Below are 19,818 nucleotides of genomic sequence, written 5' to 3'. Positions count from 1 at the left end.
TGCCGCTGATACTTTTCTTTAAAATCATCACCCCCGTTTCAAAACGCCCATTTAGCTTGCTATAATATCCAGAATCTTGTTTTCCATGGATTTTCTCTCGTCTCCATGGATATTCCTCGTTTCCATGGATGTTTTCTCATCCGTGGATTTTCTGAACTGTAAAACTTCACTTTTAAGCTCTTGAATTACCTTGTTTTCTAAATTTGATATTTGACTAGCGGGTCTAGACATGTTGATTCTCAATATGGGGACGTCTATGTAAAAATTCGTGAAAACGGATGCTATACCTGCAATTTTTAGGCCCTGGTATTCGGTACGATTTTCGCTGTATTTAAAAACGCTACATATCTTAGGAATTATTCAAAGATTCGTTGTTTATCCATTAGTCTGCCCGATTTGACATCTTCCCTGGCTTCTTCTATCAGTTGAGTAGGGTTTTTATTTGTAAAATTACAATATTCATTTTAACGCAAAAAGATCATTTCCTGTTGTACGATTCCGATTGTATTTTCCTATCCACAACTACCACTTTCGGATGTGGTTTTCTATGGATAAAAATGCCTTTGAATTTCCCACCTGTTCATTATGTCGTCACATATGATAAACTTGTATAATTTGTACGTCTTTTCATCTTTATTCTCTAATTCCAAATGGGGGGAGCTTAATTAAAAAAGATCAGGAGAATTTAGAGCAGATTATTTCAGAAGAGGTTGAATCTTCGAAGAATGAGGCAATTAATCAGAGGGATGTCTATCCTGAAAAAACTGAACAAAATATTATCGGACAGCTTTTTCCGGAAATCACATCAAAAGCACTTGTCGGTGACGTCGTAAATTTTCCAGGTGCTTTGGAGGGAAAGGTAACACTCGTCTGTATTGCTTTTGTGCGTAGTGCCCAGAATATGATTGATTCCTGGGTTCAGCCTTTTGAAAGGAAATTCGGAAAAGACAGCAGGTTTGCAATCTATGAAATTCCGATGATAAACAAAGCCTGGAAGATCGTCTCCTGGGTAATCGACTCAGGTATGAGAAGTGGGATTCCAGTAGAAAAACATGGCAATGTAGTTACTTATTATGGAGATTACTCCGGCTATCAGAAAATTCTTGGAATGGAAGATACGAACCTTGCCTATGTCTTTTTGCTGGATCAGAAAGGAATTATCCGCTGGAAAGGACAAGGGTATTCTAGACCTGAGACTGAAAGAGAACTTTTTGAGACTGCAGAAATTCTCATATGATAAAATCTCAAAAAATGGTGGGGGAAATGAAAGGAACAAGAATAATACTTGGTTTTTTTGCAGTCATTGCACTTATTTTTGTAGCTTACGCGGCTCTCAGAACCATACCACTTAATGACTGCGGAGAAAACGGGATAGGACTTGACTGCATCGAGCTTCCTCCCGGTTTTTCCATTGGATATTATGCTGAGAATATTGAGGGTGCAAGGTCAATGGCGCTTAGCCCTAATGGCACTATCTTTGTCGGAAGCCGGGATACAGGAAAAGTTTATGCAGTTCTTGACCGGAACAATGACAGTAAAGCCGACGAGGTTCTTGTGCTTGCTGAGGGCCTGGACATGCCAAACGGGGTGGCGTTCAGGAACGGTTCGCTATATGTCGCTGAGGTTTCCAGGGTGATCCGCTATGATGAGATCGAAGCAAGGCTTGAAAATCCGCCTGAACCTGTTGTGGTGAACGATAATTTTCCGTCCGACCGCGCTCACGGCTGGAAATACATTAAATTCGGGCCTGATGGAAAGCTGTATGTGCCTGTAGGAATGCCTTGCAATGTTTGTAATAAGGAGGGAGAGGACGAACGGTATGGAACAATTATGAGAATGGAGCCCGACGGAAGCCAGCTTGAGATTTTTGCAAAGGGTGTCAGGAATAGTGTAGGATTTGATTGGAATCCCAGGACCGAAGAATTATGGTTTACTGACAACGGAAGGGACTGGCTTGGAGATGACGCGCCTCCGGATGAACTTAACAGGGCACCTGTAAAGGGAATGCATTTCGGTTTTCCTTATTGCCATGGGGGAGATATTCCGGATCCTGAATTTGGGAAACTCAGGAACTGCTCGGAATTCACACCTCCCGAAATGAAACTGGGGCCGCATGTTGCTGCTCTTGGAATGACCTTTTACACAGACACAATGTTTCCTGAAGAGTACAGAAACCAGATTTTTATTGCAGAACATGGATCCTGGAACAGAAAAATCCCAATCGGATATCGGGTTTCCCTTGTCAGGCTGGAGAACGGAAAGCCTGTAAGTTATGAACCTTTTGCCAATGGCTGGCTTCAAGGACTTGCAGCCTGGGGAAGACCTGTTGATGTCCTTGTAATGCCTGACGGAGCCCTGCTTGTTTCGGATGACAAGAATAATGCAATTTACAGGATCAGCTACGGCTGATTCAATTCCCTGATTTGGTAAGTGTAATCTGGTAAGTGCAATATAGTAAACGTATTTATTTTTATATCCACATACATGTAAACAAGGGGGAATAACAAGTTGTTATCCAAAATACCTATAGATCTTAAAAGCATATCTGAAGAAGATATTGATAAAGAAATACTAAGAGCTGCAATTATTGCCGAACTTGATGCTGTAAACCTTTATGAGCAGATGGCAAACTTAACAAAAGATGCGAATATAAAAGCCGTGCTTATGGATGTGGCAAAAGAGGAAAAAACACACATTGGAGAGTTCCAGGCCCTTTTACTTAAGTTTGACTCTCAACAGAAAAAGGAACTCGATGCCGGAGCTGAAGAGGTGGAAGAGATATCGCCCAAATAAGTGCATCTCCAAAGTCCAAATAAATGTATCTCCAAATCAATTCATCTGGCTCTCTCAAGCCTTGAATTTCCCTGAAAACTTTCAGGGAAACCAAATTCAAACTAATTTTATATTCAGGTTCTTTTGGGGTTCTTCTAGAACTGCACCTTAATTACAGGTTATTGGCAATGAATTCTTCAGTCATACGATATGCTTCATCATCGGGATATTGTTCAGGTGGATGTTTCATAAATACGCCTAGAGTGAATAAAGAACCCCTTCCTTTCTTCTGTCAAGAGCTAGCTTACAGAATCTGATTGCATCGATCCACGTCTGCCGAGTTAGGGAATCCTTAACCGAAAGCCTGAGTTCCAGGTTCATGGGCACATCTTTCATGGGTACATCTCCGAAGAGTTTTCCTTCCATTTCCAGGAAGCAGACATTATCTTTCTGCCAGGGAGTGTAATCGCGGACATACGTAGATATTTCTGCTATCAAGTCTTGCTTCAATTACTGATTGGACAGCTTTGGTTTTCGATTTATTCCTGGAGTCAAGCCTGTTCCTGTTGAGCATGTTAAGAATCGGTATTTTCTTCAGTGTTAAGTTAATAAGTACTTTCCAGTTTTACTCCCCGTTTCCTGAAAAGGTCTGCATTTACCTTTGTCCCTGTCTGAGGAATATTCGGACAGAAAAAGCATTGTGCAGTTTGGAAACGAAAATATAGCTTCTAATATATCTTTTTCCTATCTTTCTCCGGTCGATATTAAAAGCTGCTACCACCTCAATCTCATACGGCAAGTAGCCCCCGAGTTCCCAATGCATAAGGCCGAAAGAATCCATGCCCTTTTTTGTCGGTAGTATTCAATTCCCTGTATAAGTGAACTTGCACAGTTTCCGACTCCCGCAATGGCAATTTTTATCCTGTCTTCTGCCTTTACCTGTCATTTTGCAGTTTTCAAAACAGTTTTCAGAGCGTGATTTGATAAAGGATAAGGAATAAAAACTGTGATGCCTTATATTCTATAAAAGAATACTATCAAAAAGTTTTATAAAAAAATAGAAATAATGTTAGTTTGTACACTCATTTTAAGGTTTACTTTCTTTCTAAGGCTTACTTTCTCTCTAAAGCTTACTTCTCTCTAAAGCTTACTTCTCTCTAAAGCTTACTTCTCTCTAAAGCTTACTTTCTCTCTAAGCTTATCTCTCCTTCACAGATATATTTTCTATCTCTTGTACTCGTTTAACCGTTTTTGTTATTTGTTGAGCCTAAAGCTGAGTTCCTTCGTCTTAGAGATTGATCCAGAGCACTAACAGGATATGAATTCCTAAAAACGTAGGCACCAGGAATCTGAAGATCGGTTTCTGGGTCTTGTGCCTGAATTGCTGCATTCCGAGGAGTGCACCGATTGGTCCGAAGAAAGAAGCAAGCAACAGGCTCTGTTCTGAAATTCTCCATTTATTCTTTCTTGCCTTGAATTTATCAATTCCATACAGGGCATATGAAGCTGCATTAATAAGAGCATAAATAATAGGAAAAAGAAGATATACAGTCTCTGTCATGGGAAAGAATTCTCCCTAATAATAATTAAAGGCTGTGAAATGTTACTCGATAATACTTATTTGAGAAAGATAAATATAATTACAGTATTAAATAAATTGTAAATAAGTGACTGCCAAAAAGTATAGCCATATAAAGACTGCCAAAAAGTATAGCCATATAAAATGTGTTCTATAGTACTGTGTCCGATCGTGCTTGGAATAAATTTTAAATGTGAATGTCTTGGATAGAGGATTTTAAATGATTATAGGCCGGAACGAAGGTAAATCAGGGAAAAAAAGTGAGAACAATATCCACAGAAGTCTGCTATCTCCCACACCTATGGTATTAAAAATAGGCCGCTACGTTCCAACACTTATCCTTATAGGGCTGGCTGTTAACCTTATTCTTCCACAGCTTGCTTCGGTTGAAGCATCCGCGCATGTTATCGAGACAATGATTCCATGGGCTGTGCTACTGGCTGCTCTTGGCCAGGGTGTCAGTTACCTGGGAGCGGGTTATCTTATAAATTCCATCGCAGTAAGAGTAAAACATACTATCCCAATATTAAAAGGAGCTATAATAACGCTCGCCGCTTCAAGTATAGGCATGCTGGCAGGAGGTCCTTTCGGAAATGCTGCAGCGACTTACCAATGGGTACGGAAATATGGTATTAGTGCCGAAGGCGCAGGACTTGCAAGTACCCTGCCCACCATTTTCAACAATATGATCTTGACAGTACTGGCTATATCCGGAATTCTTCATCTTCTGTTTACCCACAACCTTTCTTCGGTGCAGTTTTTTGCTTTTATTCTAGTCCTCACCTTACTTGGTCTGGGCTTTGCAGCAGTAAACTGGGGATTAAAAAACAGGACAGCTTTCACACTTATTGTTGTCAGGATAGCGGCTTACTTTGCCCGGCTCTTGCATAAATCCTACAAGCCTGCTCCAACCAAGGCTTCAGTAAACCGGATTTTTGCAGCTCTTGATACTTTAAGCAACGGAGGTTGGCAACGCCCGCTTCTTGGGGCTGTGATTTTTACGAGTTTCGATATGTTGACCCTTTATTTCTTCTTCATAGCCGCAGGGTTTCCTGTAGGGTTTGAGATACTAATCGTTGGATATGGGCTCCCTATTCTCTTAGGAAAAATAGCTTTTCTCCTGCCAGGCGGAATTGGTGTTGTAGAGAGCTCGATGGCTGCTCTCTATACAGGCCTGGGAGTGCCTGGCTCAATTGCTGTTGTTGTTGTACTCAGCTACAGGGTATTTTCTTTCTGGATTCCAACAATAATAGGGTTTCCAATAGCATTTTATCTGCAGAGAACATGAGGTTCATGAAAATTTCTGCTCTTAGGTTAGAATTATAAATTAGAAGTTAAACAGACTCTGTTCCAAAATCTAGTGATTTTTTAATTTCGTGATTGAAAATCTAAATTCTTAAAAAGAACTCAGTCTCCAATAAAAAGTAATATTCGATATGTGAAGCCTTCAATCTATAAGCATAATCACAAGGATTGTAATCAGTTCCAAAATCTAGTGATTTTAGTTATATATTCATCACTAAATTATGAAACTGAGTCGTTAAACATTAAATTTTAAAATATTCAGCTTTCAGCAACTTTTTTAAAAATTTTTAGTGTAAGTACTTCATAATTTTGTTAATTAACCTCTTTCTATAACTGCAAGGTTCACACTAAAACCCCTCGGCTGTGTTCATAATGGGGAAGTTGGAGCAACAGTCAGCTATAGGGATTCTAAATGGAAAAAGCGCATTCTGGAGATGCGTTCCAAAGAAATCCACTTTATATGCCCTTTCCTAAAAGAAAAGCTAATTACAAAGTATGAGTTTCTGAAACTGTCAAAAGCAAGTCATCCTGATGGTATATGGATAATTGATTTCAAAAATGCTTTTACAGTTAGTATGAGTAATTAATAAAAAGTGTATAAAGTGATAGAATTGATGACAAATTAGATCTTTTGTGAATTACCAGATTTACATACAGTATGACTATTGAAAAATTTTCAATATACACAAACCTTATTTTCATGAAATTCGTTAAGGTAACTATACAAAGTCTTCCATGCCTTGTTTTAATTCCAATTTCTTATCAATATTTACCAAGAAGCTTTTTGATTAAACAGATTACTAAATGTATCGAAACTGCGTTTTAATTGCAATTGCTATTAGCATTGCGGTTTTAAATCAGTAGTTCCGATCAGACTGGCTTCCGAATGATAAAAACCAATTGATCTTATTTTTTATCTACTGATTTTCAAAGTAGACTATATTATTGATCAGATTTTAAAATTCTTAAGCTATAACTTTCACTTACATTTTTCAAAAAATAATATTACACTGAATAATTTTATAGCATTCGCTATTAAGTTCTCAAATTTTAATTTGAAATAAGTTATTTATAGTTAATCGAGCGCGTAGCACTCGATTTCTTTCTTCATTGACCCATCTCAAATAATCCATTAACACACTAACAGGAATAAAATTCAGCGACCTTAGTCCATCTCTTACAACCTTGTTCAAACTCAGAGCTAAATCAATAGTTTGCTCATCTTTATGCAGGTCATGATAAAAGGTACCTGTATGATCATTGAATACTTTGCCACACTTGTGGTGGCGGTAAACATATCTTCTTGTTTTTTTTCACGATTTATGTAAGTTTCATTTCCAGTAATATTGCCTTGGTTAGTAAGACCATAAAGCTTGCAGTTTTTGTTCTGACAAGCAACGTCAAAAAATTGTGGTTTTAGGTCTCGTTTTCCGGCTCTTCGTTATTCCCTGTGGATAAGATGATTTTCAACTCGAAAATTCATTGGTTTTTATGAGGACATTACGAAAATATCCACACAAAACAACGAAGAGCCCTTTTTCCAAGATATAAAAATATGATATTAATAATAATACCAATAATACAAATTGACCATTTATTTTCTTACATGTCTTATTTTCTATCAAAAAAGATATTTTTCCCGGTTACGCTCAGAGGAATTCCAAAAACCACATCTACATCAAGCAAGCCTGAAACTCTAGCTGCCGCACCAATTGAGTACATCACTCTGTTGTCAATGCAGAAATCCTTGGCTTTTGCAACGGCTGCACCTATAGCTATTCCCAGGTCTACATATTTGAGCATGCAATTCGGGCCCCTGAAATCTCCCTCTACTTTTTTCCGGTTCAGCATCTCAGTGCAGGTTTCAAAACCGCAGGCTCCACAGTTCAGACCTGCAGCCCCGCTGGTTTCAACACCGATTAGGACAACAGTCCCTGCATTTCGAAGATTTGCAGCATCCCTTTTTAGAAAAGCAAAGCCTGCGCCTTTTTCATCCGCCAGTTTTTCCATTGTCGAGGCAAGCACTTCGATATCAGGTTTTTCGACAAGGGCAGTCACTATATCGTCTACACCTTTGGCTTTCGGGGCAGTCCGTGCAGCCAGAAGTATACTCTTTGAGAGTGTTTTAAGCACTTCGGATTCAGGATTGAGAATCATGTAAACTAATTAGAGTCGTCCGGGTTTAAGCATTTCGCAGGCTAAAAAGACTGCTATTTTTCTTTTCTTGCTTAGATAGAAAATAATTCTCCATTTGCAGGTGCATAAGCTTCCACACCGGTTTCTTCTAAAATCCACTCTGCAAAAGCTTCGGTTTTATCTCCATGCATTACAAAAACCCTTTGAGTGCCTTTTCTGCAGAAATCCTTCACAAGCTTCTTGAGCTCACTGTCTCCACTGTGTGCAGAAAAGTCATACTGTTCTACCCTGGGCTTGAGATTGAGGATATCTCCCCTGGTCTCAACAAATCTGTGCTCAAGCGCAAGCCTGCCGTTTGTGCCTTCAACCTGGTAGCCTGTGAGCAAGACTTTGGAATTGGGGTCTTTGTAAAGTCGGCTCAGGTAGTAAAGTACAGGCCCTCCGTTCAGCATTCCGGCTGTAGTAACAATAACAGAAGGCTCTTTGAGTACTGAATCTCGATGCTGGTCTTTTACGGGAATAGCACGTCCGAAAGCCCGGTTAAGAAGTTCGGGATTTTTAAGGTATTCCGGATATTTTTTAAGGATCTTGTAAACGTCCCTGCCCATGCCGTCCACATAAGCCTGAATTCCATGAGCATCAAGCAGCATAAGTATCTCCTGAGTTCTGCCTATGGCAAAGGCAGGGATAAGGGCAGTGCCGCCCCTATCTAGAGTACTAAGGATTGATTCGATAAACCTCTCTTCAGTCTCTTTTCGCGGGATATGTTCTTCCCCAAAATATGTGCTCTCAAGAATAAGAGTATCAGCTTCAGGAAACTCAGCCGCACCGGGTACAAGCCTTGTTTCTTTAAGGCTGAAATCTCCGGTATAAAACAGGCTTTCTCCAGACTCCGACTCAAGGAAGATTCCAGATGCTCCAGGGATATGACCTGCGTTGTAAAAGCAGATACTGTACCCATGACTTTTGAAAGGCTTGTTATAATCGATTTTTTGTGTTCGATTGGCAAGTTTTTGGAGGTCATCGGGATCAAAAGGAGATACTCCTGATAGCGTTCTTTCTGCAAGCTTCAGGGTATCTTTTCCCAGCAGAAAAGTAAGATCTGCAGTCGGCGGTGTCATGAAAACCTCAGGATTCTGGTACATCAGGTTTGGAACAGCCCCGCAGTGATCAAGATGCCCATGTGAGACGAGCACAACCTTCGGTTCCATACCGTTGAGAGGATACTCCGGGATATCCCCGGTCTTTATGCCATAATCAAGCAGAACCTCCTTATTTATCAGCAAACCCGAACGTCCTACTTCCCTGCACCCGCCTTTAAAGGTAAGCTCCAGAATAAAACCTCTTTAAAATCTATTAAAATTTTACTATAATATCTGATATAATATTTGCTATAATATTGTTAAATACTTATTTGAACATAAGGACAACCAATCTACAATATTTTGCCCTATATTTTGTTTTTCAAAGTCTTTAAACTGATTTTTACTCGTTTCAGGTCTGTAAATAGGTGTGTAAAATTAGTTGATCTCTAACTATTGCCTATTACTATTGCCTATTTTGGGCATAATACATTTTAATAATAACGCGGCAGTTAAAGAGTTGATAAATTCTACAGAGTTCAATGGAATTTAACAAATTGTACTGATTATATCTGTTTTTTCTGGCAAGGTCTATTCGAAGACCTTAAAGAGAGAGGATTAAGAGGCGTCAAGTTAGTTGTTTCTGATGGTCATAAAGGAATACAAAAAGCAGTTAGAGAATCCTTTATTGGATCAGGTTGGCAGATGTGTCACGTTCATCTGATAAGACAAGCTCCAAAAAAGGTTCCAAAAAAGAAGCACAAAGAAGTATCAGAGAAAATAAAAGAAGCGTTGGTAGATCGTCAGAAGTTACAGGACTTGATAAGGGAACTGGATAATATGAGATATAAAAGTACAGCTGATACTCTTGAACATTTTCAGTATGATGTAATGAACTATATGCAGTTTCCACAGAGTCATTGGAAAAGAATAAGGACACCAAATATAATGGAGAGAACTAACAAGGAAATAAAAAGAATATGGACTTTTCAACCTCGTAATACTTTTCAAATACTTGAGTTTCAAAAGGAAATTCACGGAACTGAAGCTTTAATGGAACTGAAGCTTTAAAAATTCAAGTTCTCCATATTTGGTAAGGAGAGTTCGGTGTTTGTAGTCGTTTCTACTGGCTTTCCGCTAATCAGTACGCTCATAACGTTATGCACGAGATTGGAGGAAGGCTTCCTTCTCCATGACAAAATTTAAAATCAGGTAATTAACTGGCGAATTTTGTCTTCCTGATCGACAAGATAATCTTTTATGAATGAGAATAGATTAACCATTGACTCTACATCCTATTTTTTTGTGGTGAAGAAAAAAGATATAGAGTCAATCATATTTTACAGAACTTTCGTCACACTGCCTATGAATTTTAAAGCAAGAATAGAAAATATGTCTTTATAGTATCAAAAAGGGGGTGGATAGTATGGAAGGAAGTCATTTCAAAAGAATTTTGATTGCAACTGACGGCTCGGAGAATGCAGAAAGAGCAGCTTCTTATGGAATTAATCTCGCAAAGGCTGCAGATGCTGAAGTAGACGCTCTTTATGTAATTTCGACTCAGCATGCAGTAACTACGCGGACGGTTAAGAGCTGGAGCGAAGGACTGGAAGAATATCTTACGAATAAGGGGAGAGCTGCAATTAACTATGTCGAAAAACTGGGAAAAGAAGCCGGGCTTGAAGTTAAGCCTACTTTCCTGAAAGGCATTCCTGCTGATAAGATCCTTGAATATGCCCAGGAAAACAATATTGACCTTATAATAATGGGTACACAGGGTCTGACAGGCATCAAAAAATTCCTGATTGGTAGTGTTGCAGAAAAGGTCTTAAGGCATTCAACGGTTCCAGTAATGGTTATTCGGTGAACGCAGGCCTTAGAGGCCTGCTATCTCTTATTTTCGGTGCCGGAAAGTTATTTTTTTAGATTTCTTCTTAGATTTGTTTTAGAACTTGTTCTTAGATTTGTTCATAGATTTGTTTTAGAACTTGTTCTTAGATTTGTTCATAGATTTGTTTTATAACTTGTTCATAGATTTGTTCATAGATTTGTTTTAAAACTTGTTCATAGATTTGTTCATAGATTTGTTTTAAAACTTGTTCATAGATTTGTTTTAGGACTTGTTCTTAGGTTACAGCCTCAATCCTCAAAAATTCCTGCACCTTTAAACACGTCTTTTGCTTCTTCAAGGCTCAGGTCCTCAGGGGGTACGATAATGTCGGATTTCAGAAGCTCTTCCGCTTCAATAGGCTCCCCTTTTTCCTTTATTTTGGAGATCAATCTGGCAAGTTCGCTTCGGAACTCCTCGACTTTTCCTTCCTCAACAAGAACCACGATCCGATTATCAATCTGGTTCAGTTCGTCACAGAGAGCTTCAGGTGCCCTGTACTGGCCTTCACCCATAATCCTGATTATCAACTTCAGACCCCCTTTCGTTCTTCCGTACCTTCTTCCACGGTTTTCGCTTTTTCAGGCCCTTTTCCGGATTCGGCCTTAAGCCTGGCAAGTTCGGATTCTACGTTACTCTGGGCACTGATTTTTGAAAGTTCCCTATCAATTTCGTCCCTGCTGCCTGTAAGATCTTCGAGTGTACCAGCTTCCATAAGCTCGTCAATTGCCTCAGCCCGCGCTTTCATTTCTTCGGTTTTATTTTCTGCCCTTTCGAGTGCAAGGCCTACATCTGCCATTTCTTCACCGATGCCGGTAACAGATTCGTTTATTTTTACCTGGGCCTCAGCAGCTGAGTACTGGGCTTTAATCGACTCTTTCCGGGTCCTGAAAATCTCCACTTTCGTTGAAAGGCGCTTTTCCGAAGCTATCAATTTTTCTTGCTGCTTCTCAAGATCTGCAATTTCCCTGTCGATTCCTTCGATCTGTTGCGCAAGGGCTGCTTTTCTCTCAAGTGCCAGCCTTGCAAGATCCTCCCTACCAGCGGCAACTGCATCTCTTGCCTGCCCTTCAAGCTTGTCTATATTTTGAACCAGTTTTACACGCTGGAGCTCAAGGCGCTTTTTTGAGCTTGTAACTTCCGCAACTCCTCTCTTCACGTTCTGGAGAAGTTCGAGCTGCCTCTCATAGGAATAGTCCAGCGTTTCCCGTGGGTCTTCCACCTTGTTAAGAACTGTATTCATCTTCGATTTTAATACTGTCTCCATCCTTTTGAATAATCCCATGTATTTTCCCCTTTGCTTTTTTAAAAGACCTCAAGCCGAATAGGTCTGAGACTTTCATGCTTTCTTTATTATTCCTGACAAATCTGTTCCGGTACCTAACCCGGTATTTCTGGTATTCTTGCTGTCTATTTGTTTTCGTTAGAGTAATTTTTCGTTAGAGTAATTAGAATAATATAATTAGCTTACCTATATTCCTATCTATAAATTATCCTCCAGTCCTATCCTCTTCAAATTAAGTGATAAGTTTTCACTTTGCACTCAATGAGCTTTTTTCTCTGTGATGAGTTGAGACAGAAATGGTATCTCAAATGCACTGCCTACTCTATTACATACTTATATGCACTTACCCCCGGTTTCTTTGCTGTCTGAACAATCGTCATAAATGTGTCGTTTGCCTTTGTTCCATCCTCTGTTATGGTTTGGAGACTCATATCTCTTTTTCTGACTTTTGCCCTTGCTGCTAATTCCACTGCATTGTTATGCAACGGAATCTCTGGAAAAACCAGTACTTTTAACAGCTGTTCCTTTTTCTCTTTCGTCTTAGCGATTTTTTCATCCAGCTGTTCATATCCTGTTTTGGTATAAAACAATTTATCAAATTTAATGAATAATTATCCGCTACCTCTGAATCTGGTTTCATTCTAAACTCACAAAGTTCACCATAAAAGTTCCAATAAAATACCACAGTTGAATTATTTGAGAACAGTGAAGAATTGTATTTTGTAGTAAAAATATAAGTATTTCTTGGATATCCTCATATATAGTTACTTGTCGGCGAACTTAGGCCATTCTAATGATGAGAGTAGTTACTTTCGTTAAATGTATAATTTTGTTTTGAGCTATTATTAGCTTTTTCTGCGCTTCCCAACACCACAAATCCGACAGTAAAAAAGAAAGACAAGAAAAAGCGAGCAGGTTGAGCGCAGATTTTTCTTCATACAACTATATAACAAGTTTTATAAATATACAATTATTTGGTTTATCTTCATAAAACTGTTTTTTTAAAGTTTTTAGAAATTGAGAACTTACATGGATCAGTCCGAAAATTGAAGAAAAATTATAAAGATATGAAAACTATTTATAGAGCTCATCCCAAAACTTGAAATTTGCTTCTTGGGTCTTGTATTGCGAATAATCAATCAAGATCATGGAAACAACTTTGAAAATTCCTAACAATTTTGAATAAAGTGACTTTTGGGATAGGCTCATAGTGTAAATAACTCTGTATAACTGGGATCTCAAGCTTGTTAAATTTTTTATTTACGGCATTTGCATGTCAAAGTATTATCACTCATAAATCAATATACCGTATTGATGAATGAAAATTCTCATTCCAGCCGCATTAAGTCAATTAAAGCCCTTACCTTTGGGGAAGCTCTTTTTGATATTATCAAAGGTTCAGCCCACCTTGGGGGAGCTCCGCTGAACCTTGCAGCCCATCTTGCAAAACTGGGAGCAAAACCGGCTGTGATCACGGCAGTCGGAAGAGATGAACTTGGAAAAAGCCTGTTTACCAGGGCTGAAGCAATGGGGATCGACACCTCTTACATCTTAATTGATAAAAAAAGACCTACAGGAACGGTTACTGTTCAACTTCAGGCTGAAGGAATTCCGGTTTTCACGATTAACAGAGGCGTTGCCTGGGATTCAATTACACCGGGAGAAAAGGAGTTTGAGGCTCTTTCCAGGGAAGAATGGGATGTTTTCTGCTTTGGAACCCTTGCCCAGAGGTCGGAAGAAAATCGAAAAACTCTGAAAAGGCTGTTTTCGGAAATAAAAGCAAAATATTTCTTCTACGATGTAAACTTGAGGACAGGTAATTACAAAGAAGAATGGATACTCTCTTCGCTAAAATACACGACGATTTTAAAGCTGAATGAGGAAGAAGCCGCCAGTATTTCCTGCATGCTTTCTGGCACTCCCGGCACCTGCAAACCTCTTACTTCTTACAAAGCTTTCTGCCTCCTGGCTACCGAAAAATATCCTGAAATTTCCGTGATATGTATATCAAGAGGACCCAGAGGAGCCGCTGTTTTCCATAAAGGCATTTATGAGGAGGTAGAAACAACTCCTGTCGAGGTTGCAGATACTGTCGGAGCCGGAGATGCCTTTTCCGCAGGCTTTCTTTACACCTACCTCTCAGGGTACGGAGTTTCAAAAGCCGCTTCAATCGCCTGCATCCTTGGAACGTATGTTGCATCAAAACCAGGTGCAGTTCCCGATTATTCAAAAGAGCTTATTGAAGAGCTCAAAACTCAAGGATTAAAACTGAGCTTAATCAAAAATTAACCCCAATTTGATCAAAACCTGAGCTTGATTATGAATGACCAAGTTGAATGGACTCAATTAAAAATTAAGGAAAAAGAGTTATAAAATAGATTGAACTTCTCGGATAAAATAGATTGAACTTCTCGGCGTCACAGTCTTTTAGGTCACAGTCTTTTAGAATGGAATTCCCCAAAGAGGGTACCACTTTTCTACATTTTCTTCGATAGGCATTTCCCTTTCCATTTCCGATCTCAACTTAAATTCAAAGGGACTGTCTCTCTGCTTGCCGGAAAGCGGGACAAAGGGATAATAAGTTCCCTGCTTAAAATTATAGATCCAGTAAACAGTTTCTCCACGGCCAGCTTTCCCGGCTTCGGGTTCGCTGTCAAACCTGTAAATAGCACAGAGAAGCTGCCCGCCAAAGCCGCGTTCTTCAAGGGTTTCACTTACAAGGTGAATGTTTGCAACAAGGTCTTCTAAATCCGGGTCTTTAAAAATAGCCCACAGGAAATTGAACTCGTCGTTTTCCAGCCTGAAATCGGTTTCTGTTTCCTTTGAACTGTATTCCAGGAGCTCCTGAATTTCTTTTCGTGTAGATTCATACGCTGAAGCCCCTATTGGCTTAAAGCAGATCCCTGCCGATCCTGAGGGTTTTAAACCGAGATTGCTTTCCAGAGTAATACTGGCTGTAGACATTGCAAATAGTTTCTCACTTTTTGCTTTTGGAAGCGTACTCTTCCCGAGAACTGCGTCCACTAAATCGCGAAGACCCATTTAGTTTCTCCTTTTTAAGTCATGTTCTTAATTCGCGGTATGAATTCGTTTTCTTGATTCGTGCCTGTTAATGAGAGTTTATAACCTGGATTTGTCCTATAACTGGAATTCGCCCTACGACAAGGATTTGTCCTATAACTGGAATTCGCTCTGTGACAAGGATTTGTCCTGTGGCCTGGATTTTACGAGTACATCAGGTTATCCCAGATCCTGCTGCATCTTTTCAAGTTTGGCTATTCTTTTTTCCACAGACGGGTGAGTGGAAAACAGATCCATTATGGAAGAACCTGAGATTGCAGGGATTATGAAAAAGGCATTCATTCCCTCTACTGACCTGAGGTCTTCACGTGGGACCTTGGACATGACTCCGCTTATCTTCATTAAGGCCGATGCAAGGTTCGATGGTTGTCCGGTAATAATGGCTGCGCCCCTGTCTGCGGCATATTCCCTGTAGCGAGAAAGGGCTCGAATAAGTAGGAAACTGATAGCCCAGACTGCAAGTGAAACTAGCCAGACAAGCAAAACGCCTCCACCTTCTTTTTTCCTGTCTCCTCCCATATCTCCAAAGTAGAGGACGTAACGGGCGAAGTAAAAAGCCAGAGTTGAGATGAAACTGGCAATTGTCATGATAGCCATATCTCTGTTCTTGACATGGGTAAGCTCGTGAGCAATCACGGCCTCAAGTTCGGCTGGAGAGAGTTTGTCCATAATTCCTGTTGTAACTGCAACAACAGCGTTGTTCTGGTTTCGGCCTGTTGCAAAAGCATTCGGAACCTGAGTCCTGACAATCGCCACCTGCGGTTTCGGGAGATCAGCTATTGCGCAGAGCCGCGTAATTATCCCATGCAGTTGTGGGGCTTCGCTTTCAGAAACGATATGTGCTCCGGTTGACCACAGCACCAGTTTATCTGAGTAAAAGTACTGGATGGCCATGAAAGAGCCTACAAAAAGCATCATGACCACTGTTGGAGTCCCGTTGTACGAGAGAAACACCAGGAATAAAAAGTAAACTGCTGCCAGAAGAAACATCGTGAAAATCATCCGTCCCTGAAGTCCCAAATCTCGTTCCCACTTTCGTTTCATTGATTACTGCTCCTGAGTATGATTTTTATGTCAAATTATGCTTAGGCACGACTTCAATTGATTACTTTTGAAGTAAAGTGCTGTTGCAGTGAATTGCAACTGAAGCAAATTGCGATTATAGTTAGTTAATATGCAGTTAAAGTTAAGCGCGTTTTAAATGATTATTAAGTCTGAGTTTAAATTATAATTAAACCTATGTTAAATGAAATATTAAAGTTACAAATATTAAATCTGAAAATATCAAACATACTGATATTAAACTTATAAATATAGCTTCCGTTAAATGGAAACCAAGTCTGATTGAGTGTACTTATCAGTGTTGACCTGTTAATCAAAGAAGGCTGCACATAACAAGAAAAACTTTTTTAAGACTATGAAAAACTGTTATTAAGACTTGGGTAAGGATTACGAAGGTATAACATGACTGTTAGATCCCGAGAAGGCAGTAAAGCTCCTTTTTTAACTAGAAATTCTGATATGTAAAATAGTAAAAGAGAGAAGTCTCGCCTTCACTCTCGGTCATGATCATGAGCGGCTCTTCGCACCAATGAGGTATAAAAACCACCCATTAATAAAAAGAGCCTATAGATACCGAAAAAATGTTATGTCAATTACTTTTAGACAGGTCCAGAGAATCATAATTTCTTCAAAATATGCGGTGACTTACAGCCAAAATATATTCAAGCTTAACTTATAAAAGCTATAGTTATTTTTAGAAAAAAACTAAGAAATTAACGCTGAGGGGGAGATTCGAACTCCCGTAGCGCAAGGCGCTACCGGTTTTCAAGACCGGCGCCGTGGTCCGCTGGGCTACCTCAGCAGGTTGAAAGAATTATTCTTACAGCTTCCGCAAAGGGAAAGGTACAGATTACCATGAGATTCCGGGAAGCGTATACAACAAACCCGATTATGGTATATAAAATTTGCGAAGAGAATGAGCTCTTCGCCTCTCTGAACAACTAAAAGCTGAAATCAGACTTCCGGCTCTGAGGATTCCTCAGTTTCGGGTTCAGCTTTGAGGTCAGCTTCGGGTTCAGCCTCGGCTGGTACCTGAGTTTCGGATTCAGCTGTAATTTTTTCAATGAACTGGACTTCCTTAAGGTCAGCATACTTGAAAAGTTCGGATGCAACCCTATTCTTTGCCATAAGCCAGCGCTGGTTGAAGGTCAAACCTGTAGGAATATAAATCTTTGCAACGCCATCAACAGTCTCTACTTCCATATCCCTGAGGCCGGTATAGAGGGCAAGCAGACCCTGAATTTTCTCAACTTCAGTCTCAAGAACATTTTCAATGGTATACTCGTAGGTAACGGTCTTGCCTGCAAGAGGGCTGTTAAAGTCTACAGTGACTCTGCGGCCTATAACCCTGCTGACAACTCCTCTTCTGCCGTCTATTTCAACAGGAAAACCAGGATGAACATTTCGGTCTTTCAGTTTCGTGATAGAAAGTGTTTCTACAAGTTTGGGATCGCTCAGGCCAAAAGCCTTTTCTGGAGGGATTACAACGCTTCCGTTGTAGCCGACTTCCTTTCCCTCAAGATCTTCATCAAGGCCCTCAATAGTATGATTTGCCCCGACAATAACAACGTCTCCGCCGTAAAGCCCGCGCGGATTAAAGATATCCTCCTTTTTTGCAAGTTCTTCGTCTGTTGTGTCGAAAATCCTGCCGTCTTCGAACTTACCTGTGTAGTTCAACTTTATGAAATCGCCTTTCTGGATTGCCATAATTTTCAACTCTTTTTTTAAATAAACTAAATTGATAAGCAAGAAAATAATTCATTGTTAGCCAATTCAGCGTAGATGTGTTTCACGCTATAGAACTCTGCCTTTAATAAGCTTTTTGGGAATCCGTAAGGTTACTGCCGATTTTATGGATACTAATAAAAAATTATAGTTTTATAGCTCAGACACCAGAATCACTATCATTCGACCTTGAAACTTATTTACAGCAAACAACTGGCTTGAAAATAAGCAGGTAAAATTATTTCACTTTATACTTATGGTGATCACCAGTTTTTGCAGGAACACCCTTTTCCTACAAATTACCCGGACAAAAGCAGAAGTTCCGGCAGGAAAAATTTTTATCCCTACACTTTGAAAAGCTGATGGATTTCTAAGTTTAGATGGATTTCTAAGTTTAATAACTTTCTTATATTTCATACATCTTTCGATTACTATTTATGCAACGAGATTACTATCAAATATAAGAATATAATTCTGGAAATCACAGCGGAGAATTTGGGGTCTATTATTAGTTTTTTCCGCTAGGCTTACTGTTGAGTTTTACCACCAGATGAGTGAATAGGTACTTAACAGAAAATTTTTGTTTTCGGGAGGGGTATATGGAAAGGAAGCTTATGAGAATAGGGGTTTCCCTACCTGGAGAACTTCTGGGTAAATCTGACAAAGCTCTTCTGAAGAGAGGATATTCCTCTCGATCTGAGGGGATAAGGGATGCCATAAGAACATATAATCAGCACTATGAGTGGATGCAGCAGATCAAGGGCAAAAGAGCTGCAACGATTTCTATAGTATATGATTGCTCAATAAAAGGGGTATCGAGCACCTTGGCAAGTATTCAGCACGAATACCTGGATCTGATAAATTCCTCAGTGCACTTCCATATTGAGCCAAATTTGTGTTTTGAGGTAATAATTCTGCAGGGAGAAGGGGAGAAAATAATAGAGCTGACTGAAAAAATTATAAGTTTAAAGGGAGTCAAGCACTCTAGGTTAACAACTGTTCCAGAAGAGAAGATTGAAAGGTGAGTATAAAAGGGGGGTTAAAAGCTTTTTGATCCTGGAAAATAGTTTAAAATTTACTTATTCTAAACTTCAGATCTTAAATTCCACTTCAAAAGCTGTGAGTATTCCTGGAGACATGGAATCGGAAACCACTCGTATATTTGTTAAGAAGCGGAAAATTCAATTAATCAGACACAGAACTAAAGAATTATCCAGAGATAAGCTCGCAAATTGTTACACTTGCTTATAAGTGATTTTTATGGGTCTAACACAAATTCAGGTTACATTCAACGTATATGTAACGAGTTTTGAGAGATTGGTGAAGGATATAATAACTAATCTATTTATAAGAAAATGGATACAGATCGAGAAAAAAAACGTTGTATCTGTAGAGGATTCCATGCTTCCTGAAATTATCCGAATTCAGTCCGAAAGTTTTGGAACTAAAAGCCAAAATGGCGTTAAACGATATTCAAAAAGAATGAAAAAGATCTTTTATGTGACAAAAAGCTATGATCAGGTTGTGGGTTACTGCATATATTATTTGAAGCCTGTTCTGTCTCTAAAGGGTTTTAAGAAAAAGTCCGTAATTTATTCAATTTCAATAGATAAGGATTTTAGAAGAAAGCACCATGGAGAGAATTTATTAAAAGAAAGCATTAAAGAAATGAGGTTAAATGGAATATCTTCGATTCTTTTATATGCAAATACGGAAAACCTTCCTGCTATAAAGTTGTATGAAAAAGTGGGCTTCAAGAAAATTAAAGAAATAAAAGATATATGCGGCTCGAAAGAGACATGTTATGAAATGGAATTAAGAATTCTTTAATTTTCAGGACTTTCTATATTTCCTTAAACTTTAGACTTCCCTAAACTCTCTGTTTCCTTAAACTCTACTTCCT

General features: G+C 39.2%; 18 protein-coding genes, 1 tRNA gene and 4 pseudogenes. 9 read left to right on the top strand and 14 right to left on the bottom strand.

Translation table 11 applies throughout. The features are described 5' to 3' along the window. Nucleotides 1-51: 51 nt before the first annotated feature. Nucleotides 52-231 (bottom strand): hypothetical protein, encoded by a 180-nt coding sequence (locus A9239_RS05890; protein WP_048117488.1) that lies wholly within the window; start codon nucleotides 229-231, stop codon nucleotides 52-54. A gap of 379 nt (nucleotides 232-610) precedes the next feature. Here A9239_RS05890 and A9239_RS05885 point away from each other — a divergent pair, with 379 nt between their 5' ends. The 3 genes from A9239_RS05885 (at nucleotide 611) to A9239_RS05875 (ending at nucleotide 2,793) form a co-directional block, all read left to right on the top strand. Beyond that, on the top strand, nucleotides 611-1,237 hold the full coding sequence (locus A9239_RS05885; protein ID WP_329957120.1) for a hypothetical protein: 627 nt from the start codon (nucleotides 611-613) through the stop codon (nucleotides 1,235-1,237). 26 nt (nucleotides 1,238-1,263) lie between these two features. Continuing rightward, nucleotides 1,264-2,409: a sorbosone dehydrogenase family protein gene (locus tag A9239_RS05880; RefSeq protein ID WP_048122849.1), complete on the top strand. Its 1,146-nt coding sequence runs from the start codon at nucleotides 1,264-1,266 to the stop codon at nucleotides 2,407-2,409. A 99-nt stretch (nucleotides 2,410-2,508) separates the two neighbouring features. After that, complete coding sequence (locus tag A9239_RS05875; protein WP_048117490.1) at nucleotides 2,509-2,793, top strand: ferritin family protein; 285 nt, start codon at nucleotides 2,509-2,511, stop codon at nucleotides 2,791-2,793. A gap of 151 nt (nucleotides 2,794-2,944) precedes the next feature. Here the strand turns inward: A9239_RS05875 and A9239_RS05870 are convergent. Further along, nucleotides 2,945-3,693, bottom strand: a pseudogene (locus A9239_RS05870) (hypothetical protein). Nucleotides 3,694-4,060: 367 nt separating this feature from the next. Next, complete coding sequence (locus A9239_RS05865; protein WP_048117493.1) at nucleotides 4,061-4,333, bottom strand: DUF1294 domain-containing protein; 273 nt, start codon at nucleotides 4,331-4,333, stop codon at nucleotides 4,061-4,063. A gap of 238 nt (nucleotides 4,334-4,571) precedes the next feature. Between A9239_RS05865 and A9239_RS05860 the strand changes: the two genes are divergently transcribed. Then, nucleotides 4,572-5,639: a YbhN family protein gene (locus tag A9239_RS05860; RefSeq protein ID WP_048117496.1), complete on the top strand. Its 1,068-nt coding sequence runs from the start codon at nucleotides 4,572-4,574 to the stop codon at nucleotides 5,637-5,639. 1,204 nt (nucleotides 5,640-6,843) lie between these two features. On the opposite strand, the pseudogene A9239_RS20230 reads toward A9239_RS05860, so the two are convergent. The 3 genes and pseudogenes from A9239_RS20230 to A9239_RS05850 all read right to left on the bottom strand — a co-directional run. Beyond that, a pseudogene (locus tag A9239_RS20230) lies at nucleotides 6,844-7,088 on the bottom strand (IS1 family transposase); the annotation flags it as partial. 179 nt (nucleotides 7,089-7,267) lie between these two features. Further along, a complete protein-coding gene (locus A9239_RS05855) occupies nucleotides 7,268-7,813 on the bottom strand; it encodes a ferredoxin domain-containing protein (protein ID WP_048117499.1) in 546 nt (181 codons plus the stop codon). 71 nt (nucleotides 7,814-7,884) lie between these two features. Further along, nucleotides 7,885-9,078: an MBL fold metallo-hydrolase gene (locus tag A9239_RS05850; protein ID WP_230629158.1), complete on the bottom strand. Its 1,194-nt coding sequence runs from the start codon at nucleotides 9,076-9,078 to the stop codon at nucleotides 7,885-7,887. 375 nt (nucleotides 9,079-9,453) lie between these two features. Here A9239_RS05850 and A9239_RS18135 point away from each other — a divergent pair. Beyond that, nucleotides 9,454-9,852 (top strand): annotated as a pseudogene (locus tag A9239_RS18135) (IS256 family transposase); the annotation flags it as partial. Nucleotide 9,853: 1 nt separating this feature from the next. Here A9239_RS18135 and A9239_RS18130 read toward each other — a convergent pair. Further along, nucleotides 9,854-10,207: pseudogene (locus A9239_RS18130) on the bottom strand (transposase); the annotation flags it as partial. 93 nt (nucleotides 10,208-10,300) lie between these two features. Here A9239_RS18130 and A9239_RS05840 point away from each other — a divergent pair. Beyond that, nucleotides 10,301-10,741, top strand: coding sequence for a universal stress protein (locus A9239_RS05840; protein ID WP_176722108.1), 441 nt, complete (start codon nucleotides 10,301-10,303; stop codon nucleotides 10,739-10,741). Nucleotides 10,742-11,013: 272 nt separating this feature from the next. On the opposite strand, the gene A9239_RS05835 is transcribed toward A9239_RS05840, so the two are convergent. From A9239_RS05835 to A9239_RS05825, 3 genes are all read right to left on the bottom strand, one after another. Further along, nucleotides 11,014-11,292 carry a hypothetical protein gene (locus tag A9239_RS05835; RefSeq protein ID WP_048117508.1) on the bottom strand — a complete coding sequence of 93 codons (279 nt, stop codon included), beginning with the start codon at nucleotides 11,290-11,292 and terminating at the stop codon, nucleotides 11,014-11,016. 2 nt (nucleotides 11,293-11,294) lie between these two features. Next, nucleotides 11,295-12,047, bottom strand: a complete 753-nt coding sequence (locus A9239_RS05830) for a PspA/IM30 family protein (RefSeq protein WP_048155486.1) — start codon at nucleotides 12,045-12,047, stop codon at nucleotides 11,295-11,297. 317 nt (nucleotides 12,048-12,364) lie between these two features. Next, entirely contained in the window at nucleotides 12,365-12,637 is a 273-nt protein-coding gene (locus A9239_RS05825) for a transposase (protein WP_048155483.1), read from the bottom strand. Nucleotides 12,638-13,361: 724 nt separating this feature from the next. Here A9239_RS05825 and A9239_RS05820 point away from each other — a divergent pair. Continuing rightward, nucleotides 13,362-14,336 (top strand): carbohydrate kinase, encoded by a 975-nt coding sequence (locus tag A9239_RS05820; protein ID WP_048117512.1) that lies wholly within the window; start codon nucleotides 13,362-13,364, stop codon nucleotides 14,334-14,336. A gap of 153 nt (nucleotides 14,337-14,489) precedes the next feature. Here A9239_RS05820 and A9239_RS05815 read toward each other — a convergent pair whose 3' ends face one another. The 4 genes from A9239_RS05815 to A9239_RS05800 all read right to left on the bottom strand — a co-directional run bounded on the left by A9239_RS05815 (nucleotide 14,490) and on the right by A9239_RS05800 (nucleotide 17,897). After that, nucleotides 14,490-15,089 (bottom strand): hypothetical protein, encoded by a 600-nt coding sequence (locus A9239_RS05815; RefSeq protein ID WP_048155480.1) that lies wholly within the window; start codon nucleotides 15,087-15,089, stop codon nucleotides 14,490-14,492. A gap of 198 nt (nucleotides 15,090-15,287) precedes the next feature. After that, nucleotides 15,288-16,172, bottom strand: a complete 885-nt coding sequence (gene htpX, locus A9239_RS05810) for a zinc metalloprotease HtpX (RefSeq protein WP_048155477.1) — start codon at nucleotides 16,170-16,172, stop codon at nucleotides 15,288-15,290. Nucleotides 16,173-16,907: 735 nt separating this feature from the next. Continuing rightward, nucleotides 16,908-16,992: transfer RNA gene (locus A9239_RS05805), tRNA-Ser, on the bottom strand. Between the two features lie 152 nt (nucleotides 16,993-17,144). Further along, nucleotides 17,145-17,897, bottom strand: a complete 753-nt coding sequence (locus tag A9239_RS05800) for a peptidylprolyl isomerase (RefSeq protein WP_048117523.1) — start codon at nucleotides 17,895-17,897, stop codon at nucleotides 17,145-17,147. A gap of 617 nt (nucleotides 17,898-18,514) precedes the next feature. Here A9239_RS05800 and nikR point away from each other — a divergent pair. Beyond that, nucleotides 18,515-18,940: a nickel-responsive transcriptional regulator NikR gene (gene nikR, locus A9239_RS05795; RefSeq protein ID WP_048155476.1), complete on the top strand. Its 426-nt coding sequence runs from the start codon at nucleotides 18,515-18,517 to the stop codon at nucleotides 18,938-18,940. Nucleotides 18,941-19,175: 235 nt separating this feature from the next. After that, the gene (locus A9239_RS05785; RefSeq protein ID WP_080941626.1) at nucleotides 19,176-19,745 is read left to right on the top strand and encodes a GNAT family N-acetyltransferase; all 570 of its coding nucleotides are present in this window, start codon (nucleotides 19,176-19,178) and stop codon (nucleotides 19,743-19,745) included. The last annotated feature ends 73 nt before the right edge of the window (nucleotides 19,746-19,818 follow it).

The organism is Methanosarcina sp. A14 (genome assembly GCF_001729375.1).
Lineage (GTDB): Archaea > Halobacteriota > Methanosarcinia > Methanosarcinales > Methanosarcinaceae > Methanosarcina > Methanosarcina barkeri.
Note: the sequence above shows the minus strand (reverse complement) of the source record. Positions and strands in the feature narration are given on the sequence as shown.